General features: G+C 72.1%; 18 protein-coding genes and 1 riboswitch. Of the genes, 8 read left to right on the forward strand and 10 right to left on the reverse strand.

Annotated features, from left to right (window positions below; genetic code table 11):
• Positions 1–18 precede the first annotated feature (18 nt).
• The 6 genes from Microterr_RS03875 to Microterr_RS03900 form a co-directional block, all read right to left on the reverse strand.
• Entirely contained in the window at positions 19–819 is an 801-nt protein-coding gene (locus tag Microterr_RS03875) for an ABC transporter ATP-binding protein (protein ID WP_263796029.1), read from the reverse strand.
• On the reverse strand, positions 816–1,604 hold the full coding sequence (locus Microterr_RS03880) for an ATP-binding cassette domain-containing protein (protein ID WP_263796028.1): 789 nt from the start codon (positions 1,602–1,604) through the stop codon (positions 816–818). Before Microterr_RS03880 ends, Microterr_RS03875 begins: the two co-directional genes overlap by 4 nt.
• Positions 1,601–2,476, reverse strand: a complete 876-nt coding sequence (locus Microterr_RS03885) for an ABC transporter permease (protein WP_263796026.1) — start codon at positions 2,474–2,476, stop codon at positions 1,601–1,603. Before Microterr_RS03885 ends, Microterr_RS03880 begins: the two co-directional genes overlap by 4 nt.
• Positions 2,476–3,426, reverse strand: coding sequence for an ABC transporter permease (locus Microterr_RS03890; protein ID WP_263796025.1), 951 nt, complete (start codon positions 3,424–3,426; stop codon positions 2,476–2,478). Before Microterr_RS03890 ends, Microterr_RS03885 begins: the two co-directional genes overlap by 1 nt.
• The gene (locus Microterr_RS03895; RefSeq protein WP_263796024.1) at positions 3,423–4,934 is read right to left on the reverse strand and encodes an ABC transporter substrate-binding protein; all 1,512 of its coding nucleotides are present in this window, start codon (positions 4,932–4,934) and stop codon (positions 3,423–3,425) included. Before Microterr_RS03895 ends, Microterr_RS03890 begins: the two co-directional genes overlap by 4 nt.
• A gap of 135 nt (positions 4,935–5,069) precedes the next feature.
• Positions 5,070–6,062, reverse strand: coding sequence for an alpha/beta fold hydrolase (locus tag Microterr_RS03900; protein WP_263796022.1), 993 nt, complete (start codon positions 6,060–6,062; stop codon positions 5,070–5,072).
• Between the two features lie 55 nt (positions 6,063–6,117).
• Here Microterr_RS03900 and Microterr_RS03905 point away from each other — a divergent pair, with 55 nt between their 5' ends.
• Genes Microterr_RS03905 through Microterr_RS03915 form a run of 3 tightly spaced genes read left to right on the forward strand, consistent with a single transcriptional unit; the run spans position 6,118 to position 7,824 of the window.
• Positions 6,118–6,582: a carboxymuconolactone decarboxylase family protein gene (locus Microterr_RS03905; RefSeq protein ID WP_263796021.1), complete on the forward strand. Its 465-nt coding sequence runs from the start codon at positions 6,118–6,120 to the stop codon at positions 6,580–6,582.
• A complete protein-coding gene (locus Microterr_RS03910; protein ID WP_263796020.1) occupies positions 6,579–7,304 on the forward strand; it encodes a tyrosine-protein phosphatase in 726 nt (241 codons plus the stop codon). The genes Microterr_RS03905 and Microterr_RS03910 overlap by 4 nt, the downstream gene beginning before the upstream one ends.
• A 40-nt stretch (positions 7,305–7,344) precedes the next feature.
• Positions 7,345–7,824, forward strand: a complete 480-nt coding sequence (locus Microterr_RS03915; RefSeq protein ID WP_263796018.1) for a siderophore-interacting protein — start codon at positions 7,345–7,347, stop codon at positions 7,822–7,824.
• Here the strand turns inward: Microterr_RS03915 and Microterr_RS03920 are convergent.
• The 4 genes from Microterr_RS03920 to Microterr_RS03935 form a co-directional block, all read right to left on the reverse strand.
• Complete coding sequence (locus Microterr_RS03920) at positions 7,808–8,287, reverse strand: Fe-S oxidoreductase (protein WP_263796017.1); 480 nt, start codon at positions 8,285–8,287, stop codon at positions 7,808–7,810. The genes Microterr_RS03915 and Microterr_RS03920 overlap by 17 nt on opposite strands.
• Positions 8,284–9,102 (reverse strand): arginase family protein, encoded by an 819-nt coding sequence (locus Microterr_RS03925; RefSeq protein ID WP_263796015.1) that lies wholly within the window; start codon positions 9,100–9,102, stop codon positions 8,284–8,286. Before Microterr_RS03925 ends, Microterr_RS03920 begins: the two co-directional genes overlap by 4 nt.
• Positions 9,103–9,198: 96 nt before the next feature.
• Positions 9,199–9,936, reverse strand: coding sequence for a PspA/IM30 family protein (locus Microterr_RS03930; protein WP_263796014.1), 738 nt, complete (start codon positions 9,934–9,936; stop codon positions 9,199–9,201).
• Positions 9,937–10,004: 68 nt separating this feature from the next.
• A complete protein-coding gene (locus Microterr_RS03935; RefSeq protein ID WP_263796011.1) occupies positions 10,005–12,041 on the reverse strand; it encodes a TPM domain-containing protein in 2,037 nt (678 codons plus the stop codon).
• 159 nt (positions 12,042–12,200) lie between these two features.
• On the opposite strand from Microterr_RS03935, the gene Microterr_RS03940 reads away from it, so the two are divergent.
• The 5 genes from Microterr_RS03940 to Microterr_RS03960 all read left to right on the forward strand — a co-directional run bounded on the left by Microterr_RS03940 (position 12,201) and on the right by Microterr_RS03960 (position 16,344).
• Positions 12,201–13,040: a DUF3097 domain-containing protein gene (locus Microterr_RS03940; protein ID WP_263798838.1), complete on the forward strand. Its 840-nt coding sequence runs from the start codon at positions 12,201–12,203 to the stop codon at positions 13,038–13,040.
• Between the two features lie 98 nt (positions 13,041–13,138).
• Positions 13,139–13,804 carry a tRNA (guanosine(46)-N7)-methyltransferase TrmB gene (gene trmB / locus Microterr_RS03945; RefSeq protein ID WP_263798837.1) on the forward strand — a complete coding sequence of 222 codons (666 nt, stop codon included), beginning with the start codon at positions 13,139–13,141 and terminating at the stop codon, positions 13,802–13,804.
• A gap of 1 nt (position 13,805) precedes the next feature.
• Positions 13,806–14,657, forward strand: coding sequence for a CPBP family intramembrane glutamic endopeptidase (locus Microterr_RS03950; protein ID WP_263796010.1), 852 nt, complete (start codon positions 13,806–13,808; stop codon positions 14,655–14,657).
• 53 nt (positions 14,658–14,710) lie between these two features.
• Positions 14,711–14,773, forward strand: a riboswitch (guanidine-III (ykkC-III) riboswitch).
• Positions 14,774–14,785: 12 nt separating this feature from the next.
• Entirely contained in the window at positions 14,786–15,106 is a 321-nt protein-coding gene (locus Microterr_RS03955) for a DMT family transporter (protein ID WP_263796009.1), read from the forward strand.
• Between the two features lie 41 nt (positions 15,107–15,147).
• Positions 15,148–16,344, forward strand: coding sequence for a sensor histidine kinase (locus tag Microterr_RS03960; protein ID WP_263796008.1), 1,197 nt, complete (start codon positions 15,148–15,150; stop codon positions 16,342–16,344).
• The last annotated feature ends 74 nt before the right edge of the window (positions 16,345–16,418 follow it).

Genomic DNA, 16,418 nt, shown 5'->3' on the forward strand with positions numbered 1-16,418 from the left:
GTCGTGCCCGCCCTCGGTTCAGCCGCGGTCGATCACCGGGATCGACGCCAGGAGGCGCCGGGTGTAGGCGACCTGCGGCTGCAGCAGCACCTTCTCGGTCGGGCCCTCCTCGACGATGCGGCCGTCCTTCATGACGACCACCTCGTCGCAGAGGCTCTGCACCACGCCGATGTCGTGCGAGACCATCAGCAGCGTCAGGCCCTGCTGCGCGCGGAGCGCGCCGATCAGCTCGAGGATCTGCGCCCTCACCGTCACGTCGAGCGCCGACAGGGGCTCGTCGCCGACGAGGAGCCGTGGGCGGTGCACGATGGCCCTGGCCAGCGCGATGCGCTGCCGCTGTCCGCCCGAGAACTCGTGCGGGAACCGGTCGGCCATGTCGGCCTCGAGGCCCACCTCGCCGAGGACCTCGCGCACGCGGGCGCGGCGGTCGCCGTCGATGCCGAGCGCCCAGAGCGGTTCGCCGACGATCCGCCCGACGCTCATCCGCGGGTCCAGCGACGCGTACGGGTCCTGGAAGACGATGCCGGTCGCCCGGCGCAGCCAGTGCAGCTCGCGGGCGCGGGCGGCGGCGTCCACCGCCCGTCCGTCGAATTCGACGGTGCCGGCGGTGGGGATGTCGAGGCCGAGGAGGAGGCGCACGAGGGTCGTCTTGCCCGAACCGGACTCGCCGATGACGCCGACCGCCGAGCCGGCGCGCACGTCGATGTCGGTGTCCGCGAGGGCCGTGGTCGACCCTGATCGGCCGAACGGGGTGGCGGCGGGCACGCGGTGGCGACGGGTGAGCCCGCGACCTCTCAGCAGGACGTCGTCGCCGCTCATGCGCGTCCCTCCGGTCGCCACAGGGTCGCGGTCGCGTCGCGCAGCAGGCCCTGTGTGACGGGCGACGCCGGTGCGCTCAGCAGCGTCGCGACCGGTGCGTCCTCGACGACGCGCCCGTGCTCGAGCACGATCCCGTGCGTCGCGATCTGCGACAGCACCGCGAGATCGTGCGTGATGAAGATGAGCGACATGCCGTCGTCGTCGGCGAGCGAGTGCATCAGCTCGAGGATCTCGGCCTGGATCGTCACGTCCAGCGCGGTGGTGGGCTCGTCGGCGATGAGCAGACGCGGCCGGCAGGCCAGGGCCATCGCGATCGCGACGCGCTGGCGCTGCCCGCCGGACAGCTGGTGCGGGTACCGTGCCACGATCCGCTCTGGGTCGGGGAGGGCGACACGGGCGGCCTCCGCGATCGCGCGGGCCGCCGCATCCTTCTTCGAGGCATTCTCGTGGATCCGGATCGACTCGGCGATCTGGCGGCCCACCGTGCGGATCGGGTTGAGCGCTGTGCGCGGCTCCTGGAACACGATGCCGATCTCGTCGCCGCGCAGTCGGGCGAGGTCGCGATCGGGGAGGCCGATCAGCTCCCGCCCGTTCCAGCGGATGCTGCCGGTCGCCGTCGCGCCGTCGGGGAGCAGCCCCAGGATGGCGAGCGCGGTCAGCGACTTGCCCGACCCGGATTCGCCGATGAGGCCGACCCGCGCGCCGTCGGGCACGGAGAACGAGACGCCGTCGACCACGCGGCGGTCGCCGATCTCGATGACGAGGTCCTGCACCTGCAGACTCATGCGACCACCTCGGGAAGGTGGGTGCGGGCAGCGCTCGGCCGGTGGGAGAGGGTGGGGTCGGTGGCCTCGCGCAGTCCGTCGCCGAGCAGGTTGAGACCCAGGACGGTCACCGTGATCGCGAGGCCCGGCCAGATCACCGTGAGCGGGTGGATCGAGATGTAGCGCTGCACCTCGGCCAGCAGCAGCCCCCAGGAGGGCTCGGTCACCGGCGCGCCGAAGCCGAGATACGACAGGCCCGCCTCGGCGAGCACCGCGACCGCCATGCCCCACGACAGCTGCACGATGAACACGGGCGCGACGTTGGGCATCAGGTGCCGCTGCATGTTCTGCGCGGGCGTGAGGCCTGCCGCGCGACCGGCCAGCACGAAGTCGCTGTGCAGCACCCGCCGCAGCTCCGGGCGGGTCACGCGGGCCACGTTCACGCCGAAGCCGATCCCGACCGACCAGATCACGACCCACAGGGATCCGCCCCACACCGACGAGATCATCATCGCGATCAGCAGCACGGGGAAGGCGATCAGGATGTCGACGAAGACCGCGACCGACTCGCGCACCCACCGCGCCGTCAGCGCCCCGAGTGCGGCGAGCGCGATGCCGACCACCGTGGCCACGATCCCGGCGCCCAGCGCGACGAACACGGTCGTACGGGCGCCCGCCATCAGCAGGCTGAGGATGTCGCGGCCGGTCGCGTCGGTGCCGAGCAGGTGCGGCCAGCCGGGCGGCGCCCACCGGTCGGCGAGGTCGACCTGCTGCGGATCGAACGGCGTCCACACCAGCGAGATCAGAGCCGTCACGCCCACGACGGCGAAGACGATGATGCCGAACCGCCCCGTCGACAGGGACCACAGCCGGCGCAGCCACGTCGCGCGCATCAGGCGGCCTCCCGCTGTCGCGGGTCGAGGATGCGGTGCGTCAGGTCGACGAGGAAGCCGACCACGAGCACGAACCCGGTGAGCACGAGGAGCTCTCCCTGCACCTTCGGCAGATCGCGGGCGCCGACATCGGCCACCAGCATCCGCCCGATCCCGGGGAGGGTGAACAGCTGCTCGATGACGACCGCGCCGACGATGATGCCGGCGACCTGCAGCCCGAGCACCGTGATCACGGACAGCCCCACGGTGGGCAGCCCGTGCCGGATGAGCGCCGTGTCGCGGGTGAGGCCCTTGGCGGCGGCGGTGCGCACGAAGTCCTGGCCGACGGCCTGCAGGGTCGCGCTGCGCACGAACCGCAGCAGCATCGCGCCCTCGACCACGCCGATCGTGAGCGCGGGCAGCAGCAGCGAGCGGACGGCGAGCCACGGGGTGTCCCAGCCAGAGCGGGGGAAGCCCTGCGCGGGCAGCCAGCCCAGCCAGACCGCGAACACGACGACGAGCATCATGCCCGCCCAGATCACCGGGACTGCCGCGAGCGCCTGCGCGCCGACGCTCAGCGCCGTGCCGTCGGCACGCCCGCGGCGCATCGCCGAGAGGACGCCGAGCGGGATGCTGATGACCAGGGCGACCGTCAGCGACATCAGCCCGAGCGGCACCGTCACCTGCGCCTTCTCGGCGAGTTCGGCGGCGACCGACGAGCCGGTGACGAGGGACGTGCCGAGGTCGCCGGTGAGGACTCCCGAGATCCAGTCGAGGTACTGCGTGAGGAGGGGCTCGTTCAGCCCCATCTCCTCGCGCAGCGCCTCGACCTGCTCAGGGCTGCCGTTGGTGCCGGCGATCATCTGAGCGACGTCGCCCGGCAGCACCCTGAGCGTGAGGAAGATCAGCACGCTGGCGACGAGGAGGCCCAGCAGCAGCAGGGCCACCCTCGTCAGCGCATAGCGGATCACTCCGAAGAGACTGCCACACCCGCGAGGTTCAGGCGCGAGTTGATCGAGTCCTGCGGGAAGCCCGAGATGCCGTCGCCGACCGCGGTGATCGTCTGGCCGTTGTAGAGCCAGTCGGCGGCGTCGTCCTCGGCGACGATCCTGGCCGCCTCGGCCAGGAGGTCGGCCGACGCGTCGGGGTCGACGGTCGCCAGGGCCTCGGCGTACAGCGACTGCACCTCGGGGTTGTCGTAGCCGAAGTAGTAGTCGGGGTTCGCGAAGTTGCCGAAGTCGCGCGGCTCGACGTGCAGCACGTAGCTGAGGTCGTAGTCGTGGTTCGTGTACACGTCCTCGAGCCACGTGGCGAACTCGACCGACTGCACGGTCAGGGTGACGCCGATCTCGTTGAAGTCCGAAACGAGGACCGTCGGGATCGTCGTGCCGTAGAAGGACGGGATCGTGAGGGTCAGCTCGAGGTCCTCGACACCGGCGTCGGCGAGGAGCTCCTTGGCCTTGGCGGGGTCGTAGGGGGCGACGTCGGACAGGTCCTCGTAGCCGGGGTCGAGCTCGGGGATCGGGCCGAAGAGGGTCGTTCCGGCGCCGACGGTGTCGACGAGCGCCTGGTGGTCGATCGCCAGCCGCAGCGCCTCGCGGACGCGGGCGTCGTCCAGCGGCGCCTTCTTGTTGTTGAACGCCAGGGTGCCCTTGTCGGTGGTCTTGCCGTTGGTCAGGGTGAACCCGCCCGCCTCGTCGAGCTGGGGCGCGAGGGTCGGGTCGACGGCGGTGAGCACGTCGAGGGTGCCGTCGAGTGCGGCGTTGACGCCGGCCGTGAAGTCGGGGATGTACTGCAGGACGACTCCGGCCACGCCGGCCTTGTCGCCCCAGTACTCGTCGTTGCGTGCGAACTCGATGCTGTCGCCCTGCGTCCAGTTGACGAGGGTGAACGGCCCCGTGCCGTTGGCGGCCGTCTGCAGGTCGGTCTTGTCGCCCGACTTGAACACGAGACCGGCGGGCCCGGTGAGCGTGAACAGGAAGTTCTGGTTCGGCTCGGTGAGCGTGATCACGACGGTGTCGTCGCCGTCGGCGGCGATCGAGTCGACGCCGGCGAAGTCGGCGTGGCCGATGATCGTGTCGTCGTCCTTGACCGCCGTGAGCGAGTCCACGACGTCGTCGACGGTGAGGTCCTCGCCGTTGTGGAAGGTGACGCCGGAAGCGAGCGTGAACGTGTAGGTGAGGCCGTCGTCCGAGACAGTGTGGCCCGTCGCCAGCGCGTCGACGATCTCGTTGTCCTGCGTGCGGGTGACCAGGCCCTGGTAGATGTTGTCGATCAGGACCTGCTCGAGCGCGGCGCCGCTGGTGTGGCGGATGTCGAGGTTGGTCGGCTCGAGCACGAGGCCGACGGTGATCTCGGCGTTCGGATCGGGGGTGCCGGTCGCGGTCGGCGTGGTCGAGGGATCTGCGGTGCAGGCGCTGAGCGTCAGGGCGCCTGCGGCCAGCAGCGCTGCTGCGGCGAGGGCGGTGCGGCGGAACATGGTGGTCCTTTCGGGGGACACCCGCTGTCAGGGGGATGCTGTGGATGGCCTCGGCTTCGGGTCCCGAGCCGGGAACCAGCCTAGAGAGCCGCAGACGAGGCTATTGGTGTTCCTACTCAGAACGAAATACAAGCGTTAGCCCTTCCCGGCGAGCTGTCGCAGTCGTGCGCCGAGCTCGACCGGGATCTCCTCCTGCACGTTGTGGCCGGAGGGGACGTCGACGACGGATGCGGCGGGCACCCGTTCGCGGTAGGCGTCGGCATCGGCCGTGGTGACGTAGCCGCGCTCGCCCCGGATCAGGGTGAGGGGCGCGGTCACGGCGGCGAGGTCGTCCCAGCCGGCCTGGCCGAGCACCGCCGCGAGGGCGTCCTGCTGCGCCCCTGCCGCTGCGGCGGCGGTGGGGGAGGAGGCGGCGGCGGCGTTCGCGAGGCGGGCGAAGTGATGCTTCCACTCCACGCGGCCGTCGTCACGGACGCGCGAATTGTGGAACACGCCGCGCTCGGCGGCCGCCCGCTGCCCGCCCAGGCCGAAGGCGAGCGCGCGGTCGACGAGCTCGTCGCGGCTCGCCCAGTCGGTCGGGCCGGCGAAGAACTCGCGCAGCTGCGCGGCCCCGCCGTTCTGGTCGATCCCCGGGGTGATGTCGATCACGACGAGCTCGCGGACGAGCTCGGGGGCGGTCGCGGCGACGGCCGCGGCCGTCAGACCGCCGAGCGACTGGCCGACGAGCAGCTGCGGACCGTCGGCCCACGCCTCGATGCCGGCGATGACGTCGGGCGCGAGCACCCGGGCGACGTACGCCGCGTCGTCGCGCCACGACGAGTCGCCGTGGCCGGGCAGGTCGATCGCCAGAGCAGGCAGCCCGAGGGCGAGGATCGTGGTGTCCCAGGTGTGGGCGTTGAGTCCAGCCCCGTGCAGGAACGTGACCCCCACGGGCGGTGAGGGGTTCCCGCTCCCTGAGCCCGTCGAAGGGTCGGTGTGCTCGTCGAGCGGGAGATACCGCAGGGCGCTGAGCGTCCGGCCGTCGGGCAGGACCAGCGAGAGGCGCTCACCGCGGGGGAGCGGGCCGTCGATGCCGGCATCGGCGGCCTGGGCGGGAAGGAAGGAGAACTCGTCTGCGAGGTCGGTCACCCGCCCATTCTCACTCACCGGGCCGCCCTCACCGGGGCGTCGGTAGTGTGAGGACATGAGCGAAGAACGTCGCGTCCACCTCGCCCGCTCCGCCCGTCCCTCCTACGACGCGCTCGCCGCCTTCTCCAAGACGGTGATCGCCGCCGCCGCCGACGCCGGCATCGACGACCGGCTCCGCGAGATCGTCCAGCTGCACGCCTCGCAGCTCAACGGCTGCGCGTACTGCGTCCGGGTGCACGTCGAGCGCGGCACGGAGGCCGGGCTCGAGGCCGACACGATCGCCCAGATCCCGGTCTGGCGCGAGTCGGGGGTGTTCAGCGAGCGGGAGCGGGCGGCCCTCGAGCTCACCGAGTCGTTCACCTTCATCCACGAGGACGGCATCCCCGACGACGTCTACGACCACGTCGGCGGCATCCTCAGCGAGGCGGAGTACGTCGCACTGAGCTGGATCCTCGTCTCGATCAACGCGTTCAACCGCATCGCGGTGGCCGGCCGCTACCCGGTGCCCCCGAAGGCATGACCGACCAGGATCCCCTGGTCCCCGGCGCCGTCAATCTGCGCGACGTCGGTGGCCTCCCCGCCGGCGCGTCCCGCACGCGCCGGGGAGTCCTGTACCGCTCCGGCCACCTCGCGACCCTCGATGAGGACGGCGTCGCTGCGCTGGGCATCCTCGGCATCCGCCGTGTGATCGACCTGCGCGCAGACGACGAGGTGCGACTGCAGCCGAGCCGGACCGACGGCCTCGAGATCCGGATGCAGCGCGTGCCGCTGTTCCTCGGCTCGGCGACCTCCTTCTTCGAGCAGGACCTCTCCCTGGAGGAGATGTACCGCCGCATCGTCGACGACTCGGCCGCGGGCGTCGTCGAGGTGGTGCGCGGCCTCCTCGTCGAGCAGCCCGTCCTGGTCCACTGCACGGTGGGCAAGGACCGCACGGGCGTGACCGTGGCGGTGGCGCTCGCCGCCGCCGGGGTCGACAGCGAGGCCGTCGTCGCCGACTACGCGCGCACCGAGGCGCTGCTCCCCGAGCGCCGCAACCGTGCGGTGCTCGCGTACCTGCGGGCACAGCATCCCGATGCCGTGCACCTGGAGGATCTCGCCACGCGGTCCCCGGCCGCGGCCATGCGGACGCTCCTGGCGGACCTCGCCGCGCGGTACGGCTCCGTGGGGGACTATCTGCGCGCCCACGGACTGTCCGACGACGAGCTGGCGGAGCTCGCCCGCATCCTCGTCGAACCGGAGTGAGGTAAGGCAACCCTTCACTCGGGGGTATAGTGGAGGAGTCATGTCCCACTCCCTCGAGCACAGCGCCACGGCGCACGACCCGGTCGCCTGCCGTTCCTCACGGCACACCCGGGTGCAGCACCTCATCACGGCCGACGAGTCGTCGCTCGCCGAGCTCGAGGCGCTGCTGGCGACGCTGCCGATCTGCTCGACCGGACGCGTGTTCATCGAGGTGCCCGACGCGACCTGGCAGAACGACATCGTCGTGCCCGCCCGCATGGTCCTCACCTGGCTCGACCGCTCGCGTCGCTCGGGCGATCCGGGCACCGGCCGCAGCTGCGCGCCCGGTCAGGCGCTCGCGCGCGCGGTGACCGCGTGGGCGGACGAGATGCTCTGCGCCGACGACGATCACACCCGCGTGTTCCTGCTCGGCGGCTACCTCGGCACGGCCGACATCGTCGACCACCTCACCGGGCGCCTCGGCATCGACGCGGCGGGCATCCACACTCCCGAGCGCTTCGGCCTCACCGCCTCGCGCTGACCGCCCTGTCGCTCCCGCGGGGGACGTAGTTGCCGTCTTCGAGGCCCGCCTCGATCTCGAACCGGTTGCGCAGCGGATCGCGACCAGCGAGCAGGTAGAGCAGCGGCATGAGCAGCCCGTAGCGCTGCCACTGCCGCTTGTGGACGGCCTCATGCCGCAGCACCCGGTCGGTCACGCCCGCGTCGCCGGTGAGGAAGCAGCCGCCCACGCAGACGCCGCCACGACGGAAGGCCCAGCCCGGCAGGCCGCGGAACACCCAGAGCCCCTCGCGCCGCTCCACGCGGCCTGTGCTCCACAGCGACCCCCACAGCCACCCGACCGTCGTCCCGTACCAGTACCCGACCCGGCTGATCGGCGAGTCGAGCAGCACCGCCGGGATGCGCCGGTCGAGCGCCTGCCCTCGGGCGACAGCCGCGTCGGCCGTGTCGCGCCAGCCGGCAGGGGGCGTCGGGATCGGGCTCACGCGAGGGCGCCGATCACGCGCAGGATCGCGCCGAGATCGTCGACTGCCGCTGCCGGCGACGCCGGGGCGAACCCGGCGATGGACGCGCCGACGAGCGGCACGCGCTCACGGAGGCGGCCGATGGCCGCGACCAGCTGAGGGACCTCCGCGCCGAACGGCACGGGGATGGAGACGCCGCCGAGCACCGCGGGGTCGAGCACATCCAGGTCGACGTGCACGTAGACGGCGTCCGCCCCGGTCGAGGCGACCGCCGCGGCGAGGGCATCGGGGTCGGCCAGATCGTCGGCACTCAGGCGCCGCAGGCCGAACCGCTCCGCTGCCTCCTCCTCGGGGTCGTCCAGGTCGCGTGCACCGACGAGCACGACGCGGTCCGCCGCGATGGCGCCGTCCAGCCGCAGTGTTCCCTCGCCTTCGCCCAGCACCGCGCGCAGCGCCATGCCGGAGAACGCGCCGGACGGCGATGACTCTGGGTCGTTGAGGTCGCCGTGCGCGTCGCACCAGACGACGGCGAGCGCAGGATGCTGCGCCGCGGCGTGGGCGATCGCCGGCACCGCGACGCCGCAGTCGCCGCCGACCACGACGACATGCTCCGTCAGCGGGGCGAGGTGCTCCTCGACGATCGAGCGGATGCGCGCCACCGCGCTCAGGCGCTGCACGCCGGTCTCGAGCGCCTCGCCGGCCTCGAGCGGCACCTCCACCAGGGTGCAGGCCGAGCGGGGCAGATCGCCGGCGATCGCCTCCGCGCCGTCGACGAGGAGCATGGCGCGCGCGGCGGGGGAGCCCTGCCACTGCGGCACGACGAGGAACCGGGTCATGACGTCATCCTCTCGCGGCGGCGGACCGGCCGCATCCGCCGCGCTCATCGAGATGCGGGCGCCGCCCGGAGGGACGGCGCCCGCACGGGCGGGCTGCTACTGGTCGATCGCCGCCTGCGGCGTGCCGCCCGACTTCAGTGCGGCCAGGCGTGCCTCGACCTCGGTGAGCTGGCCGATGTCCTCGAGCGACTCGAACTGCGCGTCGAGGCTCGACGCGGCCAGCTCCTCCTTGCCGGCGGCGAGCGCCTCCTGGCGGCGCACCTTGTCTTCGAAGCGGCCGAGCTCGCTGGTCGGGTCCATCACGTCGATCGACTTGATCGCGTCGTGGACCTTGTTCTGCGCCTCGGCGGTCTTGGCGCGGGCGAGCAGCTCGGAGCGCTTCGACTTCAGCTGCTCGAGACGCTGCTTCATGCCGTTCAGGCCGTCCTTGAGCTTGCCGACGACCTCGTTCTGGGCGGCGATCGACGGTGCGATCGCGCGGGCCTCGTTCTCCTCGCCGATCTGGCGCTGCAGGGCGATCTTGGCGAGGTTGTCGAACTTGTCGGCGTCGACGGTGTTGCCGACCGCGCGCAGCTCGTCGGCCTTGCGGCTCGCTGCGAGGGCCTTGTTGCCCCACTCGGCGGCCGCCTGGATGTCCTCCTGGTGGTCGCGCTCGAGCAGGCGCAGGTTGCCGATCGTCTCGGCGATCGCGGACTCGGCCTCGGCGATCGAGTTCGAGAAGTCGCGCACGAGCTGGTCGAGCATCTTCTGCGGGTCCTCGGCGGAGTCGAGGAGGGCGTTGATGTTCGCCTTCATGAGGGTGGAGATGCGACCGAAGATGGACTGCTTTGCCATCGGATTTCCTTCCTATCGGAGAGTGCGTGGGTGGATCGTGGGCTCGGGTGGGGATGACGGGACGGCGATCAGAAGCGGCCACCTCCTCGGCGTCCGCGTGTCCCGCCGCCGCCGAAGCTGCCCGGACGGAAGCCGCCGCTGCTGCTGCTGCTGCTGCGTCCACCGCCGCCGAAGGAGCCGCCGCCGCCGAGCGAGCCGCCGCCGAAGGAGCCGCCGCCGCCGAACAGGCCGCCCATGCCGCCCGAGGAGCCGCGCGAGCCGCCGCCGCTGAGCAGCGAGTTGATGACGATGCCGCCGAGCACTGCTCCCAGCATCCCGCCGCCGCCCTGCGTGGCGGGCGCCCCGCTCTGGAAGGCGCCCACGTCGCGCTGCGCGTACTCGATCGCCTGGCCGGCGAGCTGGTCGGCGCGCTGCGCGTGCTGCAGAGCCTGCGCCGGATCGGTGTCCTGCAGCTGCTGCGCCCGCACGAGCGATGCGCCGGCCTCGGCGAGGCGGGTGCGGGCCTCCGCACCGACCGCCCCACGCCGCGAGGTGATGAAGTCCTCGGCCGCGGAGACCTGCCCCTGGGCCTGCAGCATGAGCTGGGCGATCCGCTGGCGGTCGCGCTCTGCCTGCGCCTGCGCGTCACGCACGCCGGCGACGACGGCGTCGATCTGCTGGTTGGCGGCCTGGAGTGCCTGGAGCGTGGCCAGCGGACGCTTGCGCGGTGTGGCGAGATCGGCCGTCGCAGCGTCGATGCGCTGGCGGGTCGCGGCGATGACGCCCGCGATGCGCCCGTCGCCATCGGGGAGGGCAGAGGCGGTCGCGATGTCGCCCTCGAGCTCCGCGACGAGTGCCGCCGCGGCGCGCTCGCCCTCGGCCAGATCGGCGCCCAGTGTCGAGATCGCCTGCTGGAGGAGGGCGGCCTGGTCGACGGCGTCCTCAGCCGCGCGGATGCTGACGGCGGCCTCGCCGCCCTTGTCCGCCGCGATGGCGGCCTGGGCCGCGGCCAGCTGCTGATCGGCGAAGGCGATGCGGTCGCGGGCCTGCTGCGGGTTGTCGGCCACCGTCGCCAGCGCCTCCGGCGCGTAGGCGGCGGTGAGCCCTGCCAGCGCGGCGGCGGCCGCGTCGATGCCGCCGGCAGCAGTGTCGCGCTCCGCGCGGATCCGGGAGAGGGCCGCAGGCGCATCCTGCTCGAGCTTGCGCAGCTCGTCGAAGTCGGCGGCCTTCTCATCGAGGCCGCGGTTGGCCGCATCCAGCAGATCGAGGATGTCGGCGTACCAGGCGCGTTCCTGCTGATCGGTGTCCGGCGTGCCGTCGTCGAGCTGCTGCTGGATGCCGAACGCCTGCTGCAGGTTCTCCTTCGCGGCGGCGAGGGCGGCCTCGAACTCGACGGTCGCGGCATCGCCGAACTGGGCGCGCGCGAAGCCGAGCTCCTGCTCGCTGGTCTTGACCGCGTCATCGGTCTCGACGAGGGCCGTGGCCGCGCGCCGCGCGAGCTCCCTCGTGTCGACGGCGTCGATGCCGGTCGGCTGTGCCGCAGGGCCGGGGCCGCCCGCCGCGCGCCGCCGCCGGCGGACGAACAGCCAGATGACGACAGCCGCAGCCGCGACGATCACGACGGTCACGACGATGCCGGTGACCCCGCTCGCGCCGTCCGCGGCACTCTCGAAACCGTAGGCGGCCGCGTCGATCGCGCCGGCCCAATCGTTCTCGCTCAGCAGCGGCTTGACGTCGGCTTCGATCTCCGTGAGCTCCGACTCGCTCAGCGGACCGGTCGAATCCGCCGAGATGTAGAACTGCCGGCCGTCGGTCGCGACGGCGAGGAGGTACTGGGTCTGGCCGAGTCCGTTCTCCTGCGCCACGGCGTCAGCCCACTGCTGACGGTCGGCCGGGTTCGTGAAATCGTCGACGAAGACGACGAACAGGTCGATGCCGGTGTCGGAGAAGAGCTGCCCGAGGCGATCGTTCGCCGTCGCCTCCTCCGCAGGGGACATCACATCGACGTCGTCGGTGACGTACGCGCTGCCCAGGGGCACCGGGTCTGTCGCCCAGGCCGCGGAGGCGGTTCCCGCCGAGAGCGCCACGGCGACCGCAGCGAGCGCCAGTGCCCATCGCGCGCGCATCGAACCCCCTTGGACGGGCTCGGTCGCAGCCCAGGATCCGAGTCTATGCAGGTAGCCGCATGCGGGGACAGTGCGCCGCCTGAGTGAACCCCGTGAGGCGCGGGACGCGGGTCGCTTCGCTGCGCACGCCGGCCGGGTGACTAGGGTGGCCGGGTGCAGATGGACGATCGATACGGCGGCGACGTGCTGGCGGCCGGGTGGCGCGACCGCGCGCGCACGGCGGTGCCGCACGTGGCAGCATCCCGCGATCTCGTGGTGGAAGTGGCCGAGGACGGCTACTGCGGCGCCGTGGTCGACGTGGCCTCAGGACGGGTCGAGCTCGAAGACCGGCTGGGCCGCCGACGCCTGTTCCCGCTCGGCGGGGGCTTCCTGATCGACGGGAAGGCCGTCGTGCTCACCCCGCCGGCCCCGACGGCGCCCGCATCCCCGCGGCGGACCGCCTCCGGCTCGTTCGCCGCACCCGACACCCGTGCCCGCGTCGCCCGCGCCAGCCGCATCTTCGTGGAGGGCCGGCACGACGCCGAGCTCGTCGAGAAGGTCTGGGGCGCCGACCTGCGCGCGGAGGGCGTCGTCGTGGAGTACCTGCAGGGCGTCGACCTGCTCGAGGCCGCGCTCGACGAGGAGCCGCCGTCGGCCGAGCGTCGCGACGGCGTGCTCGTCGACCACCTCGTCGCGGGCTCGAAGGAGTCGCGCATCGCCGACCAGATCCTGCGCGGCCGCCACGGCCGTCACCTCAAGATCGTCGGGCATCCGTACATCGACGTGTGGCAGTGCGTCACACCCCGGGCGATGGGCATCGAGGCGTGGCCGCACGTGCCGCGCGGCACCGACATCAAGGTGGGCACGTGCCGCGCCTTCGGCTGGCCCGCCGACACCCAGGCGGACCTCGCCAGGGCATGGCAGCGGATCCTCGCGCGGGTCACCTCGTATCGCGATCTGGAGCCGTCGCTGCTCGGCCGGGTCGAGGAGCTCATCGACTTCGTGACGGTCGAGGGGTAGCCGACCTCCCCGCGTACGCTGGGACGGTGACCGAAGCCTCCACGCCCGAGCGTCGCTTCCGCGACCGCCCCGTCTCGTTCGTCCGCCGCAGCGGGCGGATGTCCGATGGCCAGGAGCGGGCGTGGGCCGAGCTCGCACCGCGATACGTCATCGACGTGCCGAGGGATGCGGCGGCCACCAGCATCCTCCCCGGCTCCGCGATCGATCCCCTCACCGTCTGGGGGCGCGTCGCGCCGCTCATCGCGGAGATCGGCTCCGGCCAGGGTCACGCGATCGTGCACGCCGCCGCGACGAGTCCCGACGTGGACTTCCTGGCGATCGAGGTGTTCCGCGCGGGCCTGGCCCGCACCATGCTCGATGCGGAGAAGGCAGGCGCGACGAATCTGCGGCTCGTCGAGGCGAACGCGCCCGAGGTGCTGCAGCATCTGCTGCCCGCCGGCGCTGCCGCCGAGGTGTGGGTGTTCTTCCCCGACCCGTGGCACAAGAAGAAGCACACGAAGCGGCGGCTCGTGGCCCCCGAGTTCCCGCCGATCGCGGCCGCGGCGCTGGCGGACGGCGGGATGCTGCGCCTCGCGACCGACTGGGAGGACTACGCGCTGCAGATGCGCGACGTGCTCGATGCCGCCGACGGCTTCGAGCGGGCATTCGAGGGCGACTGGGCGCTCCGGTTCGAGGGGCGCACCATGACGGCGTTCGAGCGCAAGGGCATCGCGAAGGGCCGCGCGATCCGCGACCTCGCGTACCGCCGCGTGCCGCGGGGCTGAGATGCCCGGCGCCCGGCTGTCGACGCCAGAATCCGTCACCCTCCCTGCATGGTCGGCCGCGCTCCTGCCCGCCGCGCTGGCGTGCCTCGCCGCCCCGGCGTTCTTCGTGCTGCGGGTGGCGTGGGTGGGCTGGCTGCTGCTAGCCGCAGCCCTGGTCCTGGCCTGGCTCATCGAGCGTCGTCGGCCGGCGACCCCGAGCCTGGTCCGCGATCTGTCGCTCATCGCCGTGGGGCTGCTGATCGTCAGCGCGATCCCGCTCAAGGCCGAGCTCGACAACCTGGCGATGGTCCGCTTCGCGGCGGCACTCGGCGGGGCCGTGGCCGTGCCGTACCTGATCTCGCGGTATGTCTACCGTGACCACGCGACGCGATTCCCGTGGCGTGGGGGCGGACGGTGGACCCGCTTCCAGTGGGCGTGGCTCGTGGCGGTCCTCGTCCTCGGGTGGCTCATCCTGCCCTTCTACTTCATCACCTCGGGCGTGTACCTGAACTGGCCCGTCGTCGACACCCCCGAGCTGATCGCGCGGCTGTTCGTCGGCGTGGGGGCGGTCGGCATCTGGGATGAGCTGTTCTTCATCTGCACCGTCTTCGCGCTGCTGCGGCGGCACTTCCCGATGTGGCAGGCGAACGTGCTGCAGGCGGTGGTCTTCGTCTCGTTCCTGTGGGAGCTGGGCTATCAGGCATGGGGGCCGCTGCTGACCATCCCGTTCGCCCTGCTCCAGGGCTACATCTTCGTGCGCACCCGTTCGCTGGCGTACGTCGTGACGGTGCACCTGCTCTTCGACGCCGTGGTGTTCCTGGTGCTGGTGCACGCCCACAACCCCGGGCTGCTCGACGGCCTCTTCCTGGTCTGACCCCGAGACGCCGCTGCACAGGGGGTGACCAGGTGAAGCGGGTACCGTGGACAGCGGACCCGATGAAGGGCCCCGGACGACGGATCAGTACCCGGTGAGCGACAAGACTGGCCAAGGAGCTGAGTCTGATGTCGTGGGTCATCCTGGTCGTGTCCGGAATCCTCGAAGCCGTCTGGGCGACCGCGCTCGGCAAGTCCGACGGTTTCACCCGCCTCTGGCCGACGGTGACTTTCGGCGTCGCACTGGTGCTGAGCATGGGCGGGCTGGCGCTCGCCATGCGCGACATCTCGACCGGCACCGCGTACGCGGTGTGGGTCGGCATCGGCGCCGCCCTCACCGTCGGATACGCGATGGTCACGGGAGAGGAGCCGTTCTCGATCGTGCGGATGCTGCTCATCCTCGGTCTCGTCGGCTGCGTCGTCGGACTGAAGCTCGTGGGACACGAATGAGCGTGCAGGCTCCCGACAGCCCTGATCGCTATCCTGACGACGTGCCCCCCACCGCAGAGCCGCGCGCCGTCACCGCGCAGGACGTCACCCGCCGCGACGCGATCGCGGAGTACGGACTGATCGGCCGGCCGCCGGAGCCCGACCTGGAGGGCCTGGTGCAGCTCGCCGCAACGCTGTGCGACGTGCCGACCGCGGTCATCAACATCATCGACGACCACGCCCAGCATCAGGTCGCCGCGGTCGGGTTCCAGCCGTCGGTCTGCGCACGCGAGGACTCCATGTGCGCCGCGGTGCTCGATGACCCTCGTCGTGTGGTGGTCTCCGATGCGCGCACCGATGCGAGGTTCGCCGACAACCCGTTCGTGACCGGTGAGATCGGCAACGTCCGCTTCTACGCCTCGAGTCCGCTGATCACGCCCGCCGGTGTCGCCATCGGCACCCTGTGCGTGTTCGACGAGGAGACCGGCGATCTCACCCCCCAGCACAGCCGAGGTCTCGATCTGCTCGCCCACCAGGTGGTCGACGTGCTCGAGCTGCGACGCATCACCCGCGAACTCGGCCAGTCGAACGACCAGCTGCGCACCTTCGCCGGCCAGATCAGCCACGACCTGCGCAATCCGCTCACGGCGCTCACCGGGTTCATCGAGCTCGCCGCCGACAGCCCGGAGCTCGCCGACGCACCCCAGGCGACCCGTGCCCTGGCGCGCGCCGAGTCCGCGGCGTCGCGGATGGACTCGATGATCTCGGACCTGCTCGACTACGCGCGCATCGGCGGGCAGGTCCGCCACACGCCTGTGCAGCTCGACGAGCTCGCACGCACCGTGCTGGAGGACCTCGACGCCGCGCTCGTGCAGAGCGGCACCGAGGTCGACGTCGACGCCGGGATCCAGGTGTCGGCGGATGCGACCCTGCTGCGGGTGCTGCTGCAGAACCTCGTCGCCAACGCGGTGAAGTTCAGCTCGGCCGCCGGCGTGGTGCCCCGTGTCGCGATCGGTGCGGTCGAGCTCGCGGGCGGATGGCGGGTGACGGTCGACGACAACGGGCCAGGCATCCCCGCAGCCGACCGGGAGCGGGTGTTCGAGCTGATGGAGCGCGGCCAGACCGGCGGCGTCCCCGGCCTCGGCATCGGCCTGTCGACCTGCCGGCGGATCGTCGAGGCACACCGGGGTCTGATCGGCATCGAGGACTCGCCCCTCGGGGGGACGCGCGTCTGGGTCGTGCTGCCCGCCACGTCCTGAGTCGGGCCTACGAGCGGACGAGCGCCCCTGGAGGCCGGCGTTCGCCGTCGCCAGGGGCGCTCGTGACCAGCGGG

The sequence above is a fragment of the Microbacterium terricola genome (assembly GCF_027943945.1).
Lineage (GTDB): Bacteria > Actinomycetota > Actinomycetes > Actinomycetales > Microbacteriaceae > Microbacterium > Microbacterium terricola.

Excerpts from the sequence above, each read along its gene's own strand:
- Microterr_RS03940 (WP_263798838.1), top strand. The coding sequence starts at position 12,201 with ATGGACGATCGATACGGCGGCGACGTGCTGGCGGCCGGGTGGCGCGAC.
- Microterr_RS03925 (WP_263796015.1), bottom strand. The coding sequence starts at position 9,102 with ATGACCCGGTTCCTCGTCGTGCCGCAGTGGCAGGGCTCCCCCGCCGCG.
- Microterr_RS03935 (WP_263796011.1), bottom strand. The coding sequence starts at position 12,041 with ATGCGCGCGCGATGGGCACTGGCGCTCGCTGCGGTCGCCGTGGCGCTC.
- Microterr_RS03885 (WP_263796026.1), bottom strand. The coding sequence starts at position 2,476 with ATGCGCGCGACGTGGCTGCGCCGGCTGTGGTCCCTGTCGACGGGGCGG.
- Microterr_RS03915 (WP_263796018.1), top strand. The coding sequence starts at position 7,345 with ATGTCCCACTCCCTCGAGCACAGCGCCACGGCGCACGACCCGGTCGCC.
- Microterr_RS03950 (WP_263796010.1), top strand. The coding sequence starts at position 13,806 with ATGCCCGGCGCCCGGCTGTCGACGCCAGAATCCGTCACCCTCCCTGCA.
- Microterr_RS03930 (WP_263796014.1), bottom strand. The coding sequence starts at position 9,936 with ATGGCAAAGCAGTCCATCTTCGGTCGCATCTCCACCCTCATGAAGGCG.
- trmB (WP_263798837.1), top strand. The coding sequence starts at position 13,139 with ATGTCCGATGGCCAGGAGCGGGCGTGGGCCGAGCTCGCACCGCGATAC.
- Microterr_RS03955 (WP_263796009.1), top strand. The coding sequence starts at position 14,786 with ATGTCGTGGGTCATCCTGGTCGTGTCCGGAATCCTCGAAGCCGTCTGG.
- Microterr_RS03880 (WP_263796028.1), bottom strand. The coding sequence starts at position 1,604 with ATGAGTCTGCAGGTGCAGGACCTCGTCATCGAGATCGGCGACCGCCGC.
- Microterr_RS03875 (WP_263796029.1), bottom strand. The coding sequence starts at position 819 with ATGAGCGGCGACGACGTCCTGCTGAGAGGTCGCGGGCTCACCCGTCGC.
- Microterr_RS03905 (WP_263796021.1), top strand. The coding sequence starts at position 6,118 with ATGAGCGAAGAACGTCGCGTCCACCTCGCCCGCTCCGCCCGTCCCTCC.
- Microterr_RS03895 (WP_263796024.1), bottom strand. The coding sequence starts at position 4,934 with ATGTTCCGCCGCACCGCCCTCGCCGCAGCAGCGCTGCTGGCCGCAGGC.
- Microterr_RS03910 (WP_263796020.1), top strand. The coding sequence starts at position 6,579 with ATGACCGACCAGGATCCCCTGGTCCCCGGCGCCGTCAATCTGCGCGAC.